Here is a 19,909-nt window from a genome sequence, read left to right as displayed (position 1 = left end):
TTCAATCCAGGGTCTTACATCTTCTGCGGGTAATAAAGCTGGTAGAACCAGGAGCAGGCGGTTTCAATCTGCGCCTGTATGCGCGGCGGAATATCGTGCCGTTTCGGCTTGCTGATCTGGCGCGCCTGCTTGTGGCTGTATTTCATGTGGTAGTGGCTGTCGCTTTCCTGCAGCCCGATCGCCAGATGATCAGGATCGATTTCGAACGGCGATAGTCCCAGCCAGGAATACAGGTGCGCCATGCAGGCCGAGGGCCGCTCCATCAAGTCTTCGAAACGGATGAAATACAGGCGTTCCTGCACATGCTTGGGAAGGTCGGCAACCGCATGCAGGGAGATCAGCGGCGCACCGATGGCCTTGTCTTTGGCGAACAGCATGTCAGCCCGCCCGAAGCGGTCGAAGTCGGCCAGGTGGTCGATGAAGTCGACCAGGATCGTACGCTGGTGCTGCGCTTCGATCGAACCGTAGATTTGTCCGAGTTCGCGCAGGCACACGATCAGCTTGGCGTTCGGTTCGATATGCAGCAGCAGCTCTATCGCATGCAGCCACGCGCGGTTCTTGTCCACTACCGCCTTCTTGCCGCAATCGTGGTGCCAGCCCCGCAAGAATCCCTGCATCGCCGACGTCAGGTGGGCATAGCTTTGCTCGAATTGGGTATCGAGCTGCGACAGGAAAAAAGTGTCTTCGCTGATCATGCGGCGGATCCCCAGCAAGGTGTTGCACAGGGGAGAGCTATGTCCTTCGCAATGAATCTCGGGGTGTTGGGCCAACAGTTGGCACAGCAGCGTGGAACCCGCCCTGGGTAAACCCGTTACGCCGACGAATGCTGGAATCATCTCATGGCCTTTGTTCTCATATTGAATGGCTGCCCGGCACGTTTGCGGCACTGCTGAGCGCAGGAAAACCGTTCGTCAAATATTACCGCATCCTGCGCCTGTGTGGCGTAGCTGACGCTTGAATCACGGACATGAACCGTTCCGGCCGCTGCGTTTTGAGGCATCATGTATGCTGCCGCCTGGCCGTCGCGGGGCGCCGTATCCTGTGGAGTGTTGAATGGAAAAAAATTTGACCGCAGTACCGCATGCCTTGAATGCATCGCAGCGCGCGGCGCATTACGGCCACCGTGGCGCTGTCATGTGGCTGACCGGATTGCCTGCGTCCGGCAAGTCTTCGCTTGCCATGGCCCTGGAGCATGCGCTGACGACGCTGGGATATTCCTGCTACGTGCTGGATGGCGACAATATACGCAAAGGCCTGAATGCAAATCTCGGTTTCAGTCCAGCGGACAGAAGCGAGAATATCCGTCGCGTAGGCGAGGTCGCCGCCTTGTTTGCCGACGCCGGCCTGATCTGCATCACGGCCTTCATTTCTCCTTACCGGGCCGACCGTGCGCGAGCCAGGCAATCCTGCGGAGAGGCGTTTCACGAAATCCATCTCGCTGCCGATCTGGCGACCTGTGAATCGCGCGACCCCAAGGGCTTGTACAAGAAGGCGCGTTCGGGTGAATTGCGTGAGTTTACCGGCATCAGCGCGCCATATGAAATACCGGAGCAGCCGCAGCTCGCCATCGATACCGGCCATGAAAGTATCGCAGCAAGCGTGAAGAAGCTGGTGGCGTATGTTGAGCGCAATTTTCCGCTCGACGCACATTAGATCGTTCGGCCTGGAAATACCGCTTAACTGAACTGGTTCTGCAACAGATACGCCCGGGCAGCAAGCGCGGCCCGGGCGTTTTTTTGCCTATGCGCCGGCGGCGGCGGCCAAGAACGGCAGTCCGCACATCTGCCGTACACGGCGACCATCACAAGCGATCCGGCTGGAGTGCGGGCCGCGATGGCGGCGGCATTGAAGAAGACCAAACCTTGCCAAACCTTGACATGAAATATGGCGGACAAAATCCGCATCGATGGCATCGTCGCGTTTTTTTTGAAATGAAAAAAATTTGCACAGTTCGGACGCGACAGCATGCATGGATGTGCCGCATAAGGTTACAGATCATTTCAGAGCCATTCTGAACCGCAATTTTTTCACTTCCTGATGCCTGCGCGCGCCGCCTCCAGCGCATCGTTTACGAATGAAAAACCGTTTCCGATGCATCGTGTTCACGACCTTCAAATAGTGTCATGCCGGCTTCGCATCAATGAAATGCAGGTGCCAATTTTTGGTTCTACTAAACAAAACGGCATTGGCGCTAAACAAAAATATTGCTGCAACTAAACAACGAATTACTGCTCTCTCGTACCGATTGAAGTGATTTTTTTCTTGACGTTCTCATTAGTGTCAATGTTCTATAGTTACCCTACTTCAACATTATTTGACAATAAAAGACATGTATTAACATTCAATTCGAATGGCACATGTCTTGCATAACCTCAGGGAGGCGAGCGCTTGCGCGGCGTATCGTCAGCACCTTCCAAGCGCGCCATGGCAAGGTTCGTTGTATATCTTCACCTGTGTAAAGACCGCAGTTAGTAGAACGTTTTATTAATCGGATCAAGCAATTCGGACGGATCGCAATACGTTATGAAAAGCTGGCACAAAAATATCTGTCATCTCTTTACCCTGTTTGCACCGCTATCCGGACCGCTTATTTGTTAACAAGGCAAAGGCGAAATGCGAATAGGAGAAATAGCAAATCGAGCAAAAGTAAGCGCACGTATCTTGCGTTACTACGAGTCGCAAGGACTGATTCTGTCACAGCGCCTGGCTAACGGTTACCGCGATTATCCGCTGCAGACCGTGGAAATCGTCAGGCAGATCAAGGACCTGATTGAATGTGGTTTCAGCACACGGCAGATTGGCACTTTCCTGCAGTCTTCCGGAAGCGAAAATTTTGATCCAAAACAAGGCGCCGCGGACCTGGCGCCACACATAGAGAAACTTCACGAACTGGATGGTCTGATCGACGTGTTGACCGAACGCCGGCGCCGGCTCTCCGAGCGTATTGCCTTGTTCGGTTCCCGCGCCGTTGCGTCGGTGAAGTAAAACAAAAAAATTATTCGAATGATTCAGGCACGCCATCGTCGTTGACGATGGCGCGGGATAGGCTGCGACAGTGTTTCGCGAGGAATTAGAAAACACGGTAGCTGGATAGACTAAAAATTGAACACGCTCAGTTTTAGCAACAGGGAATTGTCCCACCACCACCAGCCTCAGGAGATCCAAAATGGCATTGTTTTCAAACTCACCATCCCGTCGTATTAAAACCGCATTGCGCCAAGGCGGCCAAGGCATGTCGGAATACATCATCATCGTAGCGCTGATTGCGGTTGTCAGCATCGGCGTGTTTGCGGCTTTTGGCGGCGTTATTCGACATCAGGTTGCGGGCATGGCACAAGAAATGTCGGGCAACGATGGTTCGACAGAGATCACGGCAGCCAAAACCGCGGCAGATTTGGCTAAGACCAAAGCAGCTACCCAACGCACCATGAAAGATTACGGCAGCGACAACCGCTGATCGACCGCCGCTCCGGCCCGCATCGCTGCAGGCCGGAGCAAATCCTCGAATCTCAATCAACACGCTCCGTTTAGCGGGGCTTGCCGCGGCTGGGTGTTTCAGCTGCGAAAAAATACTTTCAAATACTTTCATCAGAAAAGTAATGAATTGGTTCGGCCGGAGGCCGTCAGTCAATCATCAATAATTGATTTCTGATAGGGAGCGCATAGTGAAACGGGCATCGGAAAAGAGCAGGGTCAACAGGAGCACGGCTCTTGGCGGCTGGCGCCAGCGCGGCGCGGTGCTGCCTATTGCCATCTTCTTTTTTGCGGTGCTGTGCGTGGGCCTGTTTGCCGTCTACAACATGGCGCAGGTGACCAGCGAGAAGCGGCAGCTGGTGAACGCCGCCGACGCCATCGCTTTCAGCACCGCTAACGTTGCCGCTGAAGGCTTGAACTACACCGCATATACCAACCGCGCCATGATTTCCAATTACCAGGCGGTGGGACAGATGACGGCGATGTGGTCGAGCGTCGGCATGTCGGACCAGTACTGGAAAAACAACAGCAAGGTATTGAAGGGCATCGCTGCCCTGACCAAATTCATTCCCTATATCGGCTCCGCCTTGTCGGGCGTCACCAACGCCATCTCCAAGTTCGGCGACTTCTGGGAAAAGATAGTGAACGGCGTGCGCCTCACCAGCCAGGTGCTGGCCAATGCCGGCACCGCCACCGTATCCTTGTCGAACTATGCGATCTTCGCCTCGCAGCAGGTGCACCTGGCGACCACGGTGTCCTCCATGATCAGCATGCAGAACGACCTGCTGGCAGCCAATGCGCCGCAAGCCGAATACATCCCGCAAACCATCGTCTACCAGATCGGCAAGAGCATGGTCGATTTCGGCAGCATGATCAAGCTGCACCAGCCGCCGCGCAAATTCCTCGGCCTGACCAAGATGCAGGAGGCCGGGGAAAAGGACAAGGACAAGATTGAATTCAACCTTGTGCATCATATGATGATGAAGGAAATGTTCAACTTCACCAGCGGCAGCGGCGGCCGCCGCCTGTTTCCGAATGCCGTCGGCCTGTGGGCGGTCGACGGCTGCAATCTTTCTGCCATCAACGGCATGCTGACCGGCCTGGAAACCAACGGCCTGGAACAGATCGTGCCGGCGCTGAAAGGCAATGTCGCCGCCGATGTCATCGGCCCTGTGATCGAAGCCTTCATGAATACGGTGGGCGTCATCGTCAGCCCCATCATGTGCCTGTATGAACGCACCGGCGGCACGCGCATGATGCAGATGCAGGACGGCACCTACGGCTGGAGCAACTTCGATGTGATCGACATCAATCCGCACCTGTTCAATATCCACATTCCGCTGGCCGGCGCCGTGACCATGTCCAAGGTCGGCCGCCAGGGCGTGGATGCAAACCAGGAAATTCCCGAGGACATGAAAAAATTCTCGGATGTGGTGAAGGCCGACGACGCTGCCAAAAAAGCCTATTGGGGCGAGGCGACCGGCCTCGACGATTGCATGTATTTCACCTTGCCCAGCGGTGAAATCTATGCGCCTCGCCTGGGCGGCAAGAGCGGCGCATGCGCTTCGCTGGCCGCCGGTTCGGCAAAAAAATACTACAACCGCGGCGTCATGAATATTGCCAGGGCGGCCGGCAACAGCGCCATGAAAGGCCAATCCGCCAACGCCAACGCCACCAGCACGCTCAACAACTCCATCGTGGCGCCGCTGGAGCCGGCGCTGGAAGCCGCCGGCAACGGCCTTAACTCAAGCAATTCGTCAGGAAGCGTGATCAACATGCCTAACGGCAGCACCAGCACCGTGCTTGGCGGTTCTCCCGCGGGCATGCCGGCTTCGGGCTCATCGCTGAATGCACCCAGCCCGGGCAGCGGCGATCCGGAAGTGCAGCTGGCGACCGCACTGGCGCAGCAGGCGGCGAATTTCCAGAATCTCTCGAACCTGGGCGGCAATGTGGCAACTTCCGTGTCGAACATGCTGGGACAAGGCTTTTCAATGGCCCAGGAAGCTGCCGGCGATCCGCTCAACAATGTCAACGGTTTCCTGAAGTTCCTTCTGAATGCGCTGGGCCTGGGCGATCTGATCGATGTCATCAACATGCGTACATCGCGCGGCACCGAAACCTTGTTCCAGCGCCCCGGCCTGGGCGGCGTGGTCGCAGCCGACATGGGCTTGCCGGCGGAACGGTTCGGCTTCTGGGAAATGCGCGACGCCAATATCGGCAACTACAAAATCGGCGACCGCGGGGCCAGCAACCTGTTTGTCGCTTCCAAGGAAATACAGGACAACGCCTTGAAGGACCTGGGGCCGTCGTTTGTAGTGGGGCTGCAGGAATCGGTAGGCGCAATGAAGTCGCCGTTGAGAGAGGAAGGCAAATTCAACCTGGGCCGCGCGCCGATCAAGGATTACGACACCGAAATCAAGCAGGACTACCTGCAGGCAATGGGCAAGGCGCGGGTGTATTACCGGGCGCCGGTTGAACGCTGGACCAGCCGCATGCAAGTGATATCGCACGCCAATTTGATGCTGCCTTACTGGAATGCGCGGCTGGAAGGCTTGAATTATCCGGAAAAATTATTGTTCTTCACAATAAATTGAACAGCGACCCCATGCCTATCTCATCCAGAATTTTCACATTGCCGCGCAAGGCCGGACCCGGCCAGCGAGGACAGGCCTTGTTCGAGTCGATCCTGGCCTGCAGCGTGCTCATGCTGTTCCTGTTCGGTTTGCAGTGGGTCTGGCGTTTCGGCGAACTGAAGCAGCTCAATACCGAAGCGGCGCGCTTCGCGGTGTGGGAGCGCACCGCCTACAAGGCGAACGGCGATGCCGATTACAAATCGCTGTACAGCGGCGACGCCGCCCTTGCTCCCAATGTGTTCCGCAACGTCTACCTGACGCCGCGCGGCGCGCGCCAGAGCCAGGCCGACGGCAGCACCGCGCTGCTGCAGGACCATGCCGACTGGATGAGCACCGCGGCGCGCTTCTTTACCGACAAATTCGAGAACGCAACCTTTGGCTCCATCGCCAACGGCGCCTTGAGCGTTTCCACCAATTCCAGCAAGTCGCCGGGCGGGCCGATGGGATTCGACCCGACCGGCAATACCCTGACCAACCTGACGCTGGACCGCGAACCCTACGAACGGGTCCAGGTCAGCGGCACGATCGGCCTCAGCGATTTCATCAAGAATTACATGGAAAAAACCTTCGGCATCGCCAAAGGGGAAACCGGCACACCTGCCGGCGGTCTCAATCCGCGCAGCCTGGGCAGCCTGACCATGGTCACCAATTCCTGGTCGGCGCCGGTGCCGGTGGCGAACCACCGCATCGCCGAGCAGCTCAGCCCGTTTTACGACGGCGCCGCCAGCTCCGGCAGCACCGGCAATCCGGTCGGCAAGATACTCAACAGTAATTACTTCAACCTGCCGGGACTGATCGGCGGCGCTTCCGGTTTCGGCGGCAATTTCCGGGTCGACCTGGCCGGCATCAACCCGGCCCAGGTCTCGACCCTGGTCTCGCAGGGCATGGGCCTGGATTTCAACAGCCTGAAAAATCCCAGCGGCATCATCAAGGCATACAAATCTACCGACGACTACAAGGAAAATCTCAGCCTCGCGGGCAGCATGGCCGAAGCAGACTATATGGCGGTGAACTGCACGGCCGATCCCGGACGCGCCATCCGGCTGACCCAATACACCCAGGATGAGCTGTGCCCGGCCGGCATCATGCGCGCGCGCACCATCTCCATGTTCGACAATCCAGCCTGGCGCTTTTCTCCGGCGCCGTAGCAGACAAGGTAAAAGGGGATTTATTTGAAAGTGTTGATGGCGGTTTGCTGGTGCCTGTTGCTGTGCACCGGCGCATATGCAGCGGATAAATGGAAGTCGGTGGAAGGTTTGATGCTGGACGGCGTGCCGGACAATTGGCAACAGACCCGCCTGGCCGATGAAATCGAGGTGAATGGTTTACCGATGCTGATCTATGAAATCGAGGGGCCGCAGCCGCTGCGGGAAGCCGCGGTGATATTGGCGGCGAGCTGGGCCAAGGCTAAATGGAAAGTCACCACCAAGGCGGCCGGCCATGAAGTGCAGATCGTTGGCGTCAAGGACGGCTGGCTGAAACAGGCCAACCTGAGCAGCAACAACCGCAAGCAGACCCAAGGCTACCTCAGCATGTCGGACCTGCCTGCGCGCATGGAGCAGGACATCGACACCAAGGCGCCGGTGCTTGCCAAGCATCTGCGCAAGCCCCCGGGCACGGTGATCTTGAACGAAGTACGCACGGTGGACATGGTGGGCGAATCGATCCTGACCACCATGACCAACAATTTCGACATGGAACAGAACATTGCGTTTTACCAGGAAGACCGCGCTGCGGAAGCGTGGAAACTGAGCTTCAAGAAAGCCGCCGAAGACAACGGCGGCACGGTGATGCGCTATGTCTCGCCCAAGCAGCAGGAAGCGACCTACACCTTTACCAGGGGTGCCGGCCAGACCTTTGTCGTGGTCAACTGGATTACACGATGAAGAGGCGGCCGATGCAGCAGGGAACAGCAATGAAGCGCCGCCAGCAAGGGCAGGCCGCGGTTGAATATTCGATCCTGCTGGTGTGCGTGGCGCTGGTGCTGTTCGTGTCGGTGGACGGGGTGTCCTTGCTCAGCCTGCTGCTGGACGCCATACGTCATCTGAATTTCAGTTACATCAACGGCTTAGGTGTCAGCGCCACGCCAATTTAGCAAACAAGCCGAGAGCGTAATATATGTTGATCAAAGTCGGAAGAAATCTGAAACTGGGGCGTGGCGCCAGCCTGGCCGAATTCGTCGTCGCGATCCCGGTGGTGCTGATATTTGCCTTGCTGTGCCTGCAAATGGTCTTGATGTACCGGGCCAAGCTGGCGCATAACTTTGCGGTGCAGGAAGCGGCGCGCATCGGCGCCATGAGCAACGGCCGGGTGGTGCCGCGTTTCGTCACCGATCCGCTGACGGCGCAGCTGGGCAACCTCGGTTATGCGGCGGTCGGCAAGATCGTGCACAGCAAGGACTCGTCCGGGCGCGATGTAACCTCGACTGTCACTACCCCGGGCAATGAGCTGGCCGGCTCCGGCCAGGCCGAAGCCGCCAGCAACGGCGTGCCGGTCAACAATGCGGCCGGTTCGTCCAGCGGCGATCCCGACGAAGCGGCAAACCGCGCAGGTCCTATCTCCGGCTTCCTCGGCAAGGCCAAGCAGAAAATCGGACCGGCGGTATGGGCCTTCGTCAAGGGCCTGATGCGCTATGGCGACAGCTCGGTGCTGCAGGGTTACATCAACGGCATCACGCCGATGTACATGGGTAACGACACCGGCAAGGGAGCAGTAGTCGAAGCCCAGGTCGAAGCCTACAAAGACGCGATGTTCAATTCCTGCATCCTGTACCACAACCCGACCCAGGCCGCTTTCCTGGAATCCGGCGTGATTGAATTGCAGGGGCTCGATTACGGCATCCTCAAGCTGCCGGCCGACTACATGCGTTTCCGTACGCCGCTAGGCACGGTCGCTCCCGACGGCGGAGAAGATCTGTCCGACAGCAAGCTGAAAGGCGACATCACCAACAAGAGCATCCAGGAAAATACCGTGCTGTCGATCGAGATCTGGTGGAGTTATCCGCTCAAGGTGCCTATCGCCAACAGCATCATCATCGGCCTCACACGCCTGTTCGGCGACAGCAGCCAGAGCTCCGGCATTGCCGCATCGTTCCAGGCCAAGGCGCTGGAGCGCGGCCGCTATCCGTTTTCCTCATCGGCCAGCTACCGGGCGCAAAACGCCTTGCACTGGCATCCCTTCTACCCGTTGGGAACCAAATCGCCGCCTATCGGCGGCAGCGGCGGCTACCAGGCCTTCGACGTGGTCAGGCTGATCTGGAACAGCATCCTGAGCCGGCTGGAAGGAAAGTTCGATCCGGCCGAGCCGCAGATCGGCTTTTGCCTGGGCGCGATGGACATGGGCGACTGGGCCGCCGGCGAAAAGAACGATGTGAAGGAACACTGGTGGGGCGAGGATTATGACAAAGCTACCCACTAGGCTGTTGCGCATTTTCCGCCAGAGCCGCAATACCTCCGATTTTCCAAGACCAGCAGCGACTCCCGCCAGTTCGCAACGACGATTACTTTTACTCTCACATCATGAATATAAAACGTTTCATCAACCTGCAAAAAATCAAGAAAGCGCTGCCGCTGGTCATCATCGTCCTGATTGCCGCATTCGCCGTCTTCCTCGCCAACAGCTACCTGAAAACCCGTTCCAGTGAAATCGAAAAAAGCCTGAGCGACGAAGCCAGCAAGGTGCGCACCACGGTGACGGTGCCGCGGATCGACCTCAACCCCGGCGACGTGCTGACCATGGAGCAGCTGGCCTCGCGCACGGTGCCCAAGGAATACATGAACTTCGACGTCATCTCGCCGGAGCAGATCGATGCCTATATCGGCAAGAAGATCATCCGCCCGGTGCGCAAGGGTACGCCTTTGCTGGAATCGTATTTCCTGATGTACGAATCGGTGCCGTTTTCGAAGTCGATCGAGGCCGGCAGCCGCGCCATCACGATCCCGGTGGACGAGATCAATTCTTTCTCCGGCCTGCTGCGCGCCGGCGACCACATTGACCTGTTCTACATGATGAAGCGGCCGCAGGAAGGGCCGCCCAGCGCCGGGCCGCAGCAGGAAGACACGGTGCTGGCGCCGTTGCTGAAAAATATCGAAGTACGCGCCACCGGCCAGACCACGGTGCGCGAAGTGCTGGCGGCTGACCGCGCGCGTGAAGCCGGTCTGGGCGAGCGCCAGGGCCAGGCCGGACGCGCTACCTACAGCACGGTGACCATCTCGGTGCCGGCGGCAGACGCCCAGAAAGTCATCCTGGTGCAGACCGGCGCCCGCATCGTCGCCGTGCTGCGCAGTCCTGACGACCAGGGCGACGCCGAGAAAAGGCTGTTCCTGTCCGATGTCATCGATCCTGACGCCAAGCGCCGCCTGCAGATGCCCGGCCCGCAGGTCGACTACATCATCGGCGGCCGCTTCAAGACTGGCGAATATGCCGACAACAGCGAGGACCAGGCGAGGAAGCTCGAAGCCTTCAAGCGTCTCCTGGGCAGCGCAGCCGGTAATCCACAATGATATCCAACAAAAAGCCACGCAATAACATGACTAATCCAAGAACCTTCCGCTCCTGCCTGCTGTTGTCCGCCCTGATTGGCAGCCGCGCCTTTGCCGCTACACCTTTGCCGGAGACGTTGCAAAACCAGAACAAGGCACAAAAAACCAGCCAGAACCAGGTCCGCAGCAGCAGCAACGGCGGCGTCGAATACCTGGACGGCAATGCGATCGAACAAAGAAACCAGATGAGCGGACCAGAAGGGATTCCTATCCGCAATGCCGGCGACCTGGTCGCTTTGAGTCCTTCGACCAGCCATGGCGCCCCGAGGGTGCAGCAGGCGGTGGATGATGAACTGGTCATGTACGCCGGCGAGGCGCGCGTGATCGAGGTAGGCGCGGTTAACCGCATCGCCATCGGCAACGGCAAGATCGCTTCGACCGCGGTGATTGAAAAGACCCGGCTGCTGATCATTGCGCAGGAAGTCGGCCTGACCAACATCCTGCTTTGGAACAAGCCGAACTTTTCGCGCGAAATCCGCTTGCGGGTGACTGCGCTCAACGTCATCAAGCAGCAGCGCGACATCAAGGCTGCACTGGCCGGCCTGCCGGATGTGGATGTGGTGCGCCGTGGCGACCGTCTCTACGTCGAGGGCAATATCCGCTCGCGCGAAGATCTTTCCAAAATCACGGCATTGACCGACCAGTACGCCAACCTGATCAACAGCACCAAGCTCGACATCGACACCGTGCCGGCTTACAAGCAGGAATCGCAGATGCTGGTGTTCGACCTGTATTTTGTCGAATTCAAGAAGGGCTACCTGGAAAACCTCGGCGTTAACTGGGCCAAGAGTTTCAACGGTTTCAATATCGGCATCTTCGGCGAAGCCTCGCGCGGTGCGGTCAACCTGCGGCCTTTGCCGCAAGACACCGGCACCGGCGGCAAGTTCGATTTGCCGAATGAGAAACTGCGCGGCGTCAGCGCCAGCGTCAATGCCTCGATTGCGATTCCCTCGGTGATCCAGCTGGCGGTCGACAGCGGCGACGCCTTTGTGCTGGCTTCGCCCAGCATTGCTACCCGCAACGGCGGCCAGGCCAGGTTCGTCGCCGGCGGCGAGGTGCCGATCCCGACGGTCAGCCAGAACGGCACCAACGTCACCTTCAAGCCTTACGGCATCCTGATCGAGATCGCACCGAAGCTGGATGCGTTCAGCAACATCACAGGGATCCTCAAGGCTGAGGTCAGCAAGATCGACCCGACCGTCAGCGTCGGCGGCATTCCAGGTTTCACCACACGCCGCACCGAGACCGATTTTTCCGTGAAGACCGGCGACGCCATCATCTTGTCAGGCTTGTACAGCCAGGACGGCAGCACCGATATCCAGAAAGTGCCGGGGCTGGGCGACGTGCCGTTGCTGGGAAACCTGTTCAAGAGCACCGGCACGATCCGCAACCAGACCGAGGTATACCTGGTGGCGATCCCGCACACGCAGGATGGGGAGTCTGGGGAAAGTTCGAATGCCTTGCGCAACATAAGCAACCGCATCAACCAGTCGCGCAAGGCAGTGGGCATGCCGGAGGAAGCCGAGTTGCCGACACTGCGCAACCTGCAGAAGGAAATGCCGGTCAAGCCGCCGGTGCAGCCGACGCCGCGGCCGGAACCGGCATTGCCGCCTGAGTACGGCAGTCACTGATTCGGCGGCGGCCGGCTAGAAGTGCAGCCGGTCGCCGACGCACAGGGACAGCGCGGCAAGGGTGGCGGGATGGAGTTCAAGGGTGTGGCGCGCGGAGCGGTCGGAGGACAGGCTGCGGCGCTCCAGGACCGGGACGATCTTGGTAATGGCGAAGTCTTGCGACAGATACACCACGCCGATGGTGAAATGCATGAAAAAAGTATGGACGGAATTGCAGTCCTTGAGCAGGTAGGCGCTGTCAGGCGCTAGCGTCCTGGTGAACATCAGGCCGCGCGCACGGCTTAAAAACGAGTCGCCGATGGTGACATTGGCGATGATGATCTGATCATTTTTATATGCGGGAATAATTTTCATGGCAGAGAGCCAAAGTGGATTTGTGTTGATGGTGGTCGCGGACGATTATGACATACTCGATGAAGTTTTCGTCGACAAGGATCGCTTCGTCCTCGGCAAGGCGGAGAGCTGCGACCTGCGCCTCAAAGGCTGGAATGTCAGCAAGCTGCATGCGACTTTCCTGCTCAACGAGGGCAGCGTCTTCATCGAAGACAGCGGCAGCATCTTCGGCACCTGGGTCGACGGCGAGCGCATCAACCGTCTCGGACCGCTGAGCAGCAACACCGTGATCAAGATCGGCAATTACAGCCTGACCTTGCATACCAACCAGGAAAGGCATGAAACCGGCGCCGGCCGCGAGCGGCAGAACCACGCCGTCAACCATGCGATCAGCGCCATCGAGCATGACTACGAAGAAGTGCTGGTAGCGGAACGCCCGCTGAAACAGGCCAGCCAGGCTCCTGCCGCGCCGCGCCCGCACATCGCAGCGCCGATCCAGGCGCCGCCGCCACCACCGCCTCGCTCGGCGCCGGTCGCAGCTGCGGCAGCGCCTGCGCCTGCGCCAGCGGCGCCGCATCCCGGAACCCGCCCAGGCGCCGGCGGCAAGCAAATCGCGAATATCCCGGCGCGCGTGATCGATTTCGAGTTTTCGCGCTGGCGCAAGGCCTTGCATGAAGCAGTGCTGCATGAAATCGATTTGCGCCGTATCGACGCCAACAAGATGTCGGAGCACGACCTCAAGGCCAACGTCAAGAGCCTGATCAAGGAATTGCTGAGCACCACCTTCACGCTGCCGGACAACATCGACACCGACCTGCTGACCAAGGAAGTGCTGGACGAGGCGGTCGGGCTGGGGCCGCTGGAGCCGATGATCGCCGACGAAAGCGTGACCGAAATCATGGTCAACCGCCACGATGAAATATGGGTCGAGCGCGGCGGACGGCTGGAGCTCTCCAGCGCTACCTTCACCAGCGACCTGGCGGTGCTGGGCGCGATCGAACGGATCGTCACGCCGCTAGGGCGGCGTATCGATGAAAGCTCGCCGATGGTCGATGCGCGCCTGCGTGACGGCTCGCGGGTGAATGCGATCATTTCGCCGCTGTCGCTGCGCGGACCAACCCTGACCATCCGGAAATTCTCGCGGCGCAAGATGGTGGCCGAAGACCTGATCAAGTATGGATCGATGACCGAGGACATGCTCAACATCCTGCGCAGCGCGGTCGAACAGCGCCTGAACATCGTGGTCTCCGGCGGTACGGGCTCAGGTAAAACCACCTTCCTCAACATGATGTCGGCCTTCGTGCCGGACGATGAGCGCATCGTCACCATCGAGGATGCGGCCGAGCTGCAGCTGTCGCAGCCGAACCTGGTGTCGCTGGAAAGCCGGCCGCCCAATGTCGAGGGCAAGGGCCATGTGGCGATCCGCGACCTGGTGCGCAATTCGCTGCGGATGCGGCCTGACCGCATCATCGTCGGCGAGTGCCGCGGCGGCGAAGCGCTGGACATGCTGCAGGCCATGAATACCGGCCACGATGGCTCGATGACCACCTTGCACGCCAATTCGCCGCGCGACGCGCTGGCGCGGATGGAGGTGCTGGTGCTGATGGCCGGCATGAACCTGCCGGTGCGGGCGATCCGCGAACAGATTTCTTCGGCGGTGCACCTGATCATCCAGCTCACGCGCTATTCCTGCGGCGCGCGCAAGGTGACGGCGATCACCGAAGTGGTCGGCATCGAATCGGAAACCGTCCAGCTGCAGGACATCTTCAAGTTTCATCGCGAGGGCCTTGACCACAACGGCAAGACTTATGGCGAATTCCGGCATTCTGGGATGAAACCGGTCTTTATGGAGAGATTGGAAAATGAATAACCAGATATTGCTGTTTTCAGGGATCCTGTTTGCGCTGGTGCTGTTCGTCGCCTGGTCTTTGATGAACTCGAAGAGCTACTTCCTCAAGGTGCTGTTCGACATGCACGTGCGCTACATCGGCCACATCAAGGAATGGACCGGACTGCGCGACGGTCGCGTCTACATGGTGCTGTTCGCCCAGGTGGCGGCAGCCCTGATGCTGGTGCTGGTGATCTATTTCGTGCTGCGCAACATATTCCTGGTGCTGCTGATCGGCTATTTCATCTTCAAGGCGCCGCTCTGGATCAGCAACTACAAGCGCAAGCGCCGCCTCAACAGCATCGAATACGAATTGCCGACGGCGCTCACCGTGATCGCTTCCAGCCTGACGGCCGGCGTGTCGCTGAGCATTGCCTTGCAGTCGTATTCCAAGGAGAGCAGCTCGCCGCTGGCCAGCGAGTTTGCGCATGTGATCCGGCTGCAGAAGGTCGGCGTCGATTTTGAAACGGCGATCGAAGAAGTCGGCAAGCGCATCGACCTGGTCGATTTCCAGCTGCTGGTGATGACCTTCCGGATCTCGAAATCGGTGGGCGGCAACCTGTCGGAAACGCTGATGAGCCTGTCCAACACCATCCAGCAAAAGCTGACGATCGAAGGCAAGATCAGGTCGCTGACGGCGCAGGGCAAGATGCAGGGCTGGGTCATGATCTGCCTGCCGGCGCTGGTCGGGATTGCGCTGTTCTTCATCCAGCCGGCCGAAATGGGGCTGCTGCTGACCACGTTTTACGGCAAGATCGTACTCTTCATCTGTCTCACCATGGCCTATATCGGCCACAAGGTGATCCAGAAAATCCTGGCCATCGATGTCTGACGGCCGCGGACCTATCGTTATCGGACAAATGCCATGAGCAGCTCAATCTATCTTTACGGCGCGATCATACTGGCCTTCGGCAGCCTTAGCGTATTCATGTTTTACCTGTTCCGGCTGGTGGCCAACGTCAAGGTCACCAAATTCCGGCCGAACATGGATCCGCTGCCGCCGTTGCTGAAAAAAGTCTGGAATGGCGTGATGTTCTTCGATTTCTATTTTGGCGCGACAGTGTCGGAGGCGCGCCTGCAGAAACGCAAGCAGATGCTGAACACCGCTGGCCTGGAATATTTCATGACGCCCGGCGAGACTTACGCCTTGCAGTTCTTCTCGCTGGCAGTGACGCTTTTTTTTGCGGCGCTGGTCGGCCTGGCAGCGTTTGGCGTCGACTACATCGTGCTCATCATCATGCTGGTGCTGGGCCTGATAGGCTGGTTTTATCCGCTGATGTGGATCCGCGACCAGAAGAAGAAGCGCAATATTGAAATCTCACGCTATTTCCCGTCTTTCGTCGATATCGTGACGCTTTGCTGCGAATGCGGCCTGACCTTGAACACTGCCATCGTCAATTTCTGCGAACGCGGCCCGGAATGCATCTTGCGCCATGAGATCGAACGGGTGGTGCGCGACATGAAAACCGGCGCCGGCCGCGCCGACGCCTTGGGCAAGTTCGCGCGCCGCACCGGCAACATCGACATTTCGCGTTTTGTCGGCATCGTCCTGCAGTGCGACAAGCTCGGCGTGCCGCTCGGCCCCACCTTGCGCAAGTTCGCCGAACAAAAGCGCACCGAACGGTTCCAGCGCGCCGAGAAGCTGGCGATGGAAGCGCCGATGAAAATGATCGCGCCCCTGATCATGTTCATCTTCCCGATTACCTTTATCATCATTGCTTTCCCGATCGTGATGACTATCCTGATGAATTTCAAATAAGAGAAAAGATGAAAAAAATCGTCGCCGCGATTGCCGCATTTTCCCTGGCCGCCGCCAGCCAGCTGGCATGGGGCGCCAAGGTCATGCCGGAATTGAAGAAAGCCAATACCGACATCTGCCTGAAAATGGGCGGATCGGCGCGCGGTGCGCCAAAGGCGCCGGAAAAAATGCCGGCCTTTTGCGGCTGCGTATCCGATGCCTACTGGGACAGCGTGCCGCAAAGCGAGTACAACCTGCTGGTACAGACCGGTAAATCGCCGTCGCTGGAAGCCAACCTGGAAAAACGCCTCGACCTGGCCAAAGCGGCTTGCCTGAAGAAGGCCGGCTAAAACCGCATCAGCCGATTACCTTCGGGCGCAGCAGGTCTTCCAGGCCGATGCGGCGGAACATCTCGCTGCGCACACGGTCGGCGATGCCGTTGACGATCTCGCAGCCGTCTTGCGAAGGATCGATATGGGTCCGCAACGGGCGGCTGCCGAATGGCATGCCGATCACTTCGACGATGGCATCGGCCACCGATCCGGCATCGGCGTCGGCCGGTTCCAGCGCCGCCAGTCCTTGCAGCGCCTGCTGCGGCACGCCGGCGTAGGGACCATTGTCATACTCGGCTGCGCGCGCCTTGTCGGCCGGTGCGCCGGAGTGAGCGAAATGATTGGTGCCCTTGGTGAAAGCGCCAGGCACGATGATCGAGGTCTCTATGCCCCAGCGCGCCAGTTCTCCCGCATACGACACCGCCAGCGAATCCATGGCAGCCTTGGCCGCGAAATACGGCGACAGGTAAGGCGGCGTGCCGCCGCGCGCGCTGCTGGAAGAAATCCACATGACCAGGCCCTTGCCTTGCTTGCGCAATTGCGGCAGGGCGGCGCGGTTGACGCGTTGCGTACTGAGCACGTTAATGTCGTACAGCTGGGCGAACTGTTCCGGCGTAAATGCTTCCGCCGGGCCGAACGACATGTGGCCGGCATTGTGGATCACCACGTCGAGCCGGCCGCAGTCGGCGACGATGCTGGCGATGCCGGCGTCGACCGAATCGGCGGCGGCGACGTCGAGCTCGACGCTGCGCAGGTCGACCTTGTGTTCGGCGGCATAGCGCGCAACTTCGGCGACCTGGGGCGCATTGCGGCCCTTGGTTTCGCGCATGCTGGCATACACGATATGCCCGGCGTCGGCCAGGGCGCGGGCGGCGAGGGCGCCGAAGCCGCTGGAGGCGCCGGTGATGACGATGACTTGCTGCATGATGTTTTCCTTTCGCAGGTATCTAAAAATGGCGCGTCGTTCCAGCGCTCAGATGATGCCGCCGTTGGCGCGCAGCACCTGGCCGTTGATCCAGCCGCCGTCGGCGCCGGCCAGGAAGGCGACCGTGGCGGCGATGTCCTGCGGCTGGCCCAGGCGTTCGAGCGGCGCCAGCTTGGCGAGGCGCTCGACCACTTCTTGCGGTTTGCCGTTAAGGAACAGATCGGTGGCGGTCGGCCCTGGCGCAATGGCGTTGACCGTGATGTTCTTGCCGCGCAGCTCCTTGGCGAGCACGCTGGTCATCGCTTCCACTGCTGCCTTGGTGGCGGCGTACACGCCATAGGACGGTTGCAGCATGCCGACCACGCTCGACGAGAAGTTGATGATGCGGCCGCCGTTGCGCAACCGTCTGGCGGCTTCGCGCAGGGTGTTGAAGCTGCCTTTGAGGTTGATGGCGACCTGGCGGTCGAAGCCGGCATCGTCGGTGTCGGCGATAGCGGCATTGAGCATGATGCCGGCATTGTTGACCAGCACGTCGACGCCGCCGAATGCCTGTTCCGCGGCATCGAACATGGCGCGCACCGCGGCCGGGTCGCTGACATCGGCCTGCACTGCGAGCGCCTGGCCGCCTTGCTGGACCAGCTGCCGGGCCAGCGTTTCGGCCGCCGCGGCGCTGCCGGCGTAATTGACGATGACGGCAAAGCCGTCTGCGGCCAGCCGTTGCGCTACTGCCGCGCCGATGCCGCGCGACGATCCGGTGACGATGGCTACTTTTGCGTTGTTCATGTGAAGCTCCTTGAGATTGGTTTGAGGGTTGTTTTTAACCACCCTGGTGTGCCTGGATATCGGTTTGCCGGGCAGTGGATACATCATGCCGGTTAATTTTTTATGGATAAACTGGCTGCAATTGACAATACTATTCAATAGTCATCAACAATTGGGTGAGCGGGGCCGGCAACTGGCACCCGGCGTTCAAGGAAGGTGGTGGAGGCTACGGATAGGAAAATTGCAGGCTTCACCTGCGCGCGGCAGGTGAATGCAGGACGGCGCGGCAAGCCGCGGCGGGATATTTCCGGGCTTGGGGGGAATCAGCCTTGCAGGTAGCTGCGCAGGGTGTCGCCCCGGTAGTCAAGGCGGAACTGTTTGCGTTCTTGCAATTCCGGCACCACCAGGTCAACAAAATCTTCAAAGCCGTTCGGTAAATGCACCGGCGTGATGACGAAACCGTCAGCGCCTTGCTGCGCCACGATATGGGCCATCCAGTCGGCGATGTCGGCGGCGGTGCCGGCTACTTGCGGCACCAGCACGCCGCTGGCATACATGCGGCCGATGTCCGCCAGCGTGAGCTGGCGTTCGGCGGACAGCTCGCGGATCAGGCTGAACAAGCCTTGCATGCCGGCTACTTCCAGGTCGGCGATGGGCGCATCCAGCGCGTAGCCTGAAAAATCCACGTTCATGTGGCTCGACAGCGTCGACAGCCCGACGATAGGATCGACCAGCGCGTTGTGCCGGGCGCGCTTGTCTTCGGCCTCGGCGCGCGAAGCGCCGACAAAAGGCATGACGGCGGTCAACACCTTGATGTCGCCAGGCTTGCGGCCGAATTTGGCGGCACGGCTTTTCAGGTCCTGGTAAAAGCGCTGCATGCGGGGCAGGTCGGGCTGTATGCCGAACACCACTTCCGACCAGCGCGCGGCAAAATCCTGTCCGCGCTGCGACGATCCGGCCTGGATGATGACCGGCCCGCGCTGCGGCGAGGCTGGAATGTTCAGCGGTCCGCGCACATTGAAGTAGGCGCCGCCGTGGGCAATCGCAGACACCCGGTCGGCATCGGCGTAACGGCCGCTGCTTGCCTCCAGCAGCAGCGCGTCGGGCGCCCAGCTGCCCCACAGCTGATGCACCACGTCGAGGAATTCGTCGGCGCGGTCATAGCGGGCGTCGTGGCTCAAGGTATGGCGCAAGTCGAAATTGTCGGCTTCGCCCTGGTTGACCGAAGTCACCACGTTCCATGCCGCGCGTCCGGACGAAAGGTGGTCCAGGGTGGCGAACTCGCGCGCCAGGCTGTACGGCTGGCTGTAGGTGGTTGAACGTGTCGCGCCCAGTCCTATCTTGCTGGTAAGGGCAGCCAATGCGCCCAGCACCGGCAAGGGATCGAGCCGGGTCGCATCCTGGTCGCCGTGGCTGACGCCATAGCGGTGGTCGCCGCCGAAGCGGGTCGAGACTGCCAGGCGGTCGGCAAAAAACAGCAGGTCGAATTTTCCGCGTTCCAGCGTTTGCGCGATGCGCGCGTAATAATCGAGTTTCAGGAAACCGCCCGGGCTGCTTTCCGGATGGCGCCACAAAACCTGGCTGTGGGCGGCGTTGCCGGCGATCAGGAAGGCGGCAAGGTGCATCATGGTTCATTTTCCGTAACGGGTCGG

The 19,909-nt window shown here is 59.6% G+C and carries 20 protein-coding genes; 14 read left to right on the top strand and 6 right to left on the bottom strand.

What is annotated here, in order from left to right:
* Window positions 1-14 precede the first annotated feature (14 nt).
* On the bottom strand, window positions 15-836 hold the full coding sequence (locus BM062_RS16215; protein WP_092398664.1) for a sulfotransferase family protein: 822 nt from the start codon (window positions 834-836) through the stop codon (window positions 15-17).
* Window positions 837-1,053: 217 nt separating this feature from the next.
* Between BM062_RS16215 and cysC the strand changes: the two genes are divergently transcribed.
* Window positions 1,054-1,653, top strand: coding sequence for an adenylyl-sulfate kinase (cysC, locus tag BM062_RS16210; protein ID WP_092398662.1), 600 nt, complete (start codon window positions 1,054-1,056; stop codon window positions 1,651-1,653).
* A 23-nt stretch (window positions 1,654-1,676) separates the two neighbouring features.
* Here cysC and BM062_RS16205 read toward each other — a convergent pair whose 3' ends face one another.
* Window positions 1,677-1,967, bottom strand: a complete 291-nt coding sequence (locus BM062_RS16205) for a hypothetical protein (RefSeq protein ID WP_092398660.1) — start codon at window positions 1,965-1,967, stop codon at window positions 1,677-1,679.
* A gap of 646 nt (window positions 1,968-2,613) precedes the next feature.
* On the opposite strand from BM062_RS16205, the gene BM062_RS16200 reads away from it, so the two are divergent.
* The 9 genes from BM062_RS16200 to BM062_RS16160 all read left to right on the top strand — a co-directional run bounded on the left by BM062_RS16200 (window position 2,614) and on the right by BM062_RS16160 (window position 12,279).
* On the top strand, window positions 2,614-2,985 hold the full coding sequence (locus BM062_RS16200; protein WP_092398658.1) for a MerR family transcriptional regulator: 372 nt from the start codon (window positions 2,614-2,616) through the stop codon (window positions 2,983-2,985).
* 247 nt (window positions 2,986-3,232) lie between these two features.
* On the top strand, window positions 3,233-3,457 hold the full coding sequence (locus BM062_RS16195; RefSeq protein WP_371326598.1) for a hypothetical protein: 225 nt from the start codon (window positions 3,233-3,235) through the stop codon (window positions 3,455-3,457).
* Between the two features lie 208 nt (window positions 3,458-3,665).
* Window positions 3,666-6,068: a Tad domain-containing protein gene (locus BM062_RS16190; RefSeq protein WP_254785109.1), complete on the top strand. Its 2,403-nt coding sequence runs from the start codon at window positions 3,666-3,668 to the stop codon at window positions 6,066-6,068.
* An 11-nt stretch (window positions 6,069-6,079) separates the two neighbouring features.
* Window positions 6,080-7,255, top strand: coding sequence for a hypothetical protein (locus BM062_RS16185; protein WP_139220075.1), 1,176 nt, complete (start codon window positions 6,080-6,082; stop codon window positions 7,253-7,255).
* Window positions 7,256-7,279: 24 nt separating this feature from the next.
* Complete coding sequence (locus BM062_RS16180; protein WP_139220074.1) at window positions 7,280-7,993, top strand: hypothetical protein; 714 nt, start codon at window positions 7,280-7,282, stop codon at window positions 7,991-7,993.
* 29 nt (window positions 7,994-8,022) lie between these two features.
* Window positions 8,023-8,202 (top strand): hypothetical protein, encoded by a 180-nt coding sequence (locus tag BM062_RS16175; protein WP_092398648.1) that lies wholly within the window; start codon window positions 8,023-8,025, stop codon window positions 8,200-8,202.
* Between the two features lie 23 nt (window positions 8,203-8,225).
* Window positions 8,226-9,524 carry a TadE/TadG family type IV pilus assembly protein gene (locus BM062_RS16170; protein ID WP_092398646.1) on the top strand — a complete coding sequence of 433 codons (1,299 nt, stop codon included), beginning with the start codon at window positions 8,226-8,228 and terminating at the stop codon, window positions 9,522-9,524.
* Window positions 9,525-9,625: 101 nt separating this feature from the next.
* Window positions 9,626-10,609 carry a Flp pilus assembly protein CpaB gene (gene cpaB / locus BM062_RS16165; RefSeq protein ID WP_092398644.1) on the top strand — a complete coding sequence of 328 codons (984 nt, stop codon included), beginning with the start codon at window positions 9,626-9,628 and terminating at the stop codon, window positions 10,607-10,609.
* A gap of 26 nt (window positions 10,610-10,635) precedes the next feature.
* A complete protein-coding gene (locus tag BM062_RS16160) occupies window positions 10,636-12,279 on the top strand; it encodes a type II and III secretion system protein family protein (protein WP_175501040.1) in 1,644 nt (547 codons plus the stop codon).
* A 15-nt stretch (window positions 12,280-12,294) separates the two neighbouring features.
* Here BM062_RS16160 and BM062_RS16155 read toward each other — a convergent pair whose 3' ends face one another.
* Window positions 12,295-12,633 carry a DUF192 domain-containing protein gene (locus tag BM062_RS16155; protein ID WP_092398640.1) on the bottom strand — a complete coding sequence of 113 codons (339 nt, stop codon included), beginning with the start codon at window positions 12,631-12,633 and terminating at the stop codon, window positions 12,295-12,297.
* On the opposite strand from BM062_RS16155, the gene BM062_RS16150 reads away from it, so the two are divergent.
* The 4 genes from BM062_RS16150 to BM062_RS16135 are packed head-to-tail and all read left to right on the top strand — an operon-like array spanning window position 12,632 to window position 16,588.
* On the top strand, window positions 12,632-14,482 hold the full coding sequence (locus tag BM062_RS16150) for an ATPase, T2SS/T4P/T4SS family (RefSeq protein WP_092398638.1): 1,851 nt from the start codon (window positions 12,632-12,634) through the stop codon (window positions 14,480-14,482). The two genes, BM062_RS16155 and BM062_RS16150, sit on opposite strands and share 2 nt — an antisense overlap.
* Window positions 14,475-15,332 (top strand): type II secretion system F family protein, encoded by an 858-nt coding sequence (locus BM062_RS16145; protein WP_092398636.1) that lies wholly within the window; start codon window positions 14,475-14,477, stop codon window positions 15,330-15,332. Before BM062_RS16150 ends, BM062_RS16145 begins: the two co-directional genes overlap by 8 nt.
* 33 nt (window positions 15,333-15,365) lie before the next feature.
* On the top strand, window positions 15,366-16,259 hold the full coding sequence (locus tag BM062_RS16140) for a type II secretion system F family protein (protein WP_092398634.1): 894 nt from the start codon (window positions 15,366-15,368) through the stop codon (window positions 16,257-16,259).
* 8 nt (window positions 16,260-16,267) lie between these two features.
* Window positions 16,268-16,588 carry a hypothetical protein gene (locus BM062_RS16135; protein WP_092398632.1) on the top strand — a complete coding sequence of 107 codons (321 nt, stop codon included), beginning with the start codon at window positions 16,268-16,270 and terminating at the stop codon, window positions 16,586-16,588.
* A 7-nt stretch (window positions 16,589-16,595) separates the two neighbouring features.
* Here the strand turns inward: BM062_RS16135 and BM062_RS16130 are convergent, their stop codons facing one another.
* The 3 genes from BM062_RS16130 to BM062_RS16120 all read right to left on the bottom strand — a co-directional run bounded on the left by BM062_RS16130 (window position 16,596) and on the right by BM062_RS16120 (window position 19,885).
* On the bottom strand, window positions 16,596-17,495 hold the full coding sequence (locus BM062_RS16130) for an SDR family oxidoreductase (RefSeq protein WP_092398630.1): 900 nt from the start codon (window positions 17,493-17,495) through the stop codon (window positions 16,596-16,598).
* 48 nt (window positions 17,496-17,543) lie between these two features.
* On the bottom strand, window positions 17,544-18,278 hold the full coding sequence (locus BM062_RS16125; RefSeq protein ID WP_092398628.1) for an SDR family oxidoreductase: 735 nt from the start codon (window positions 18,276-18,278) through the stop codon (window positions 17,544-17,546).
* A gap of 302 nt (window positions 18,279-18,580) precedes the next feature.
* Entirely contained in the window at window positions 18,581-19,885 is a 1,305-nt protein-coding gene (locus BM062_RS16120) for an LLM class flavin-dependent oxidoreductase (RefSeq protein WP_254785108.1), read from the bottom strand.
* Window positions 19,886-19,909: the final 24 nt, after the last annotated feature.

Origin of the sequence: Collimonas sp. OK412, assembly GCF_900112135.1 — a bacterium.
In the GTDB taxonomy this organism is placed as follows: Bacteria; Pseudomonadota; Gammaproteobacteria; order Burkholderiales; family Burkholderiaceae_D; genus Collimonas; species Collimonas rhizosphaerae.
Note: the sequence above shows the minus strand (reverse complement) of the source record. Positions and strands in the feature narration are given on the sequence as shown.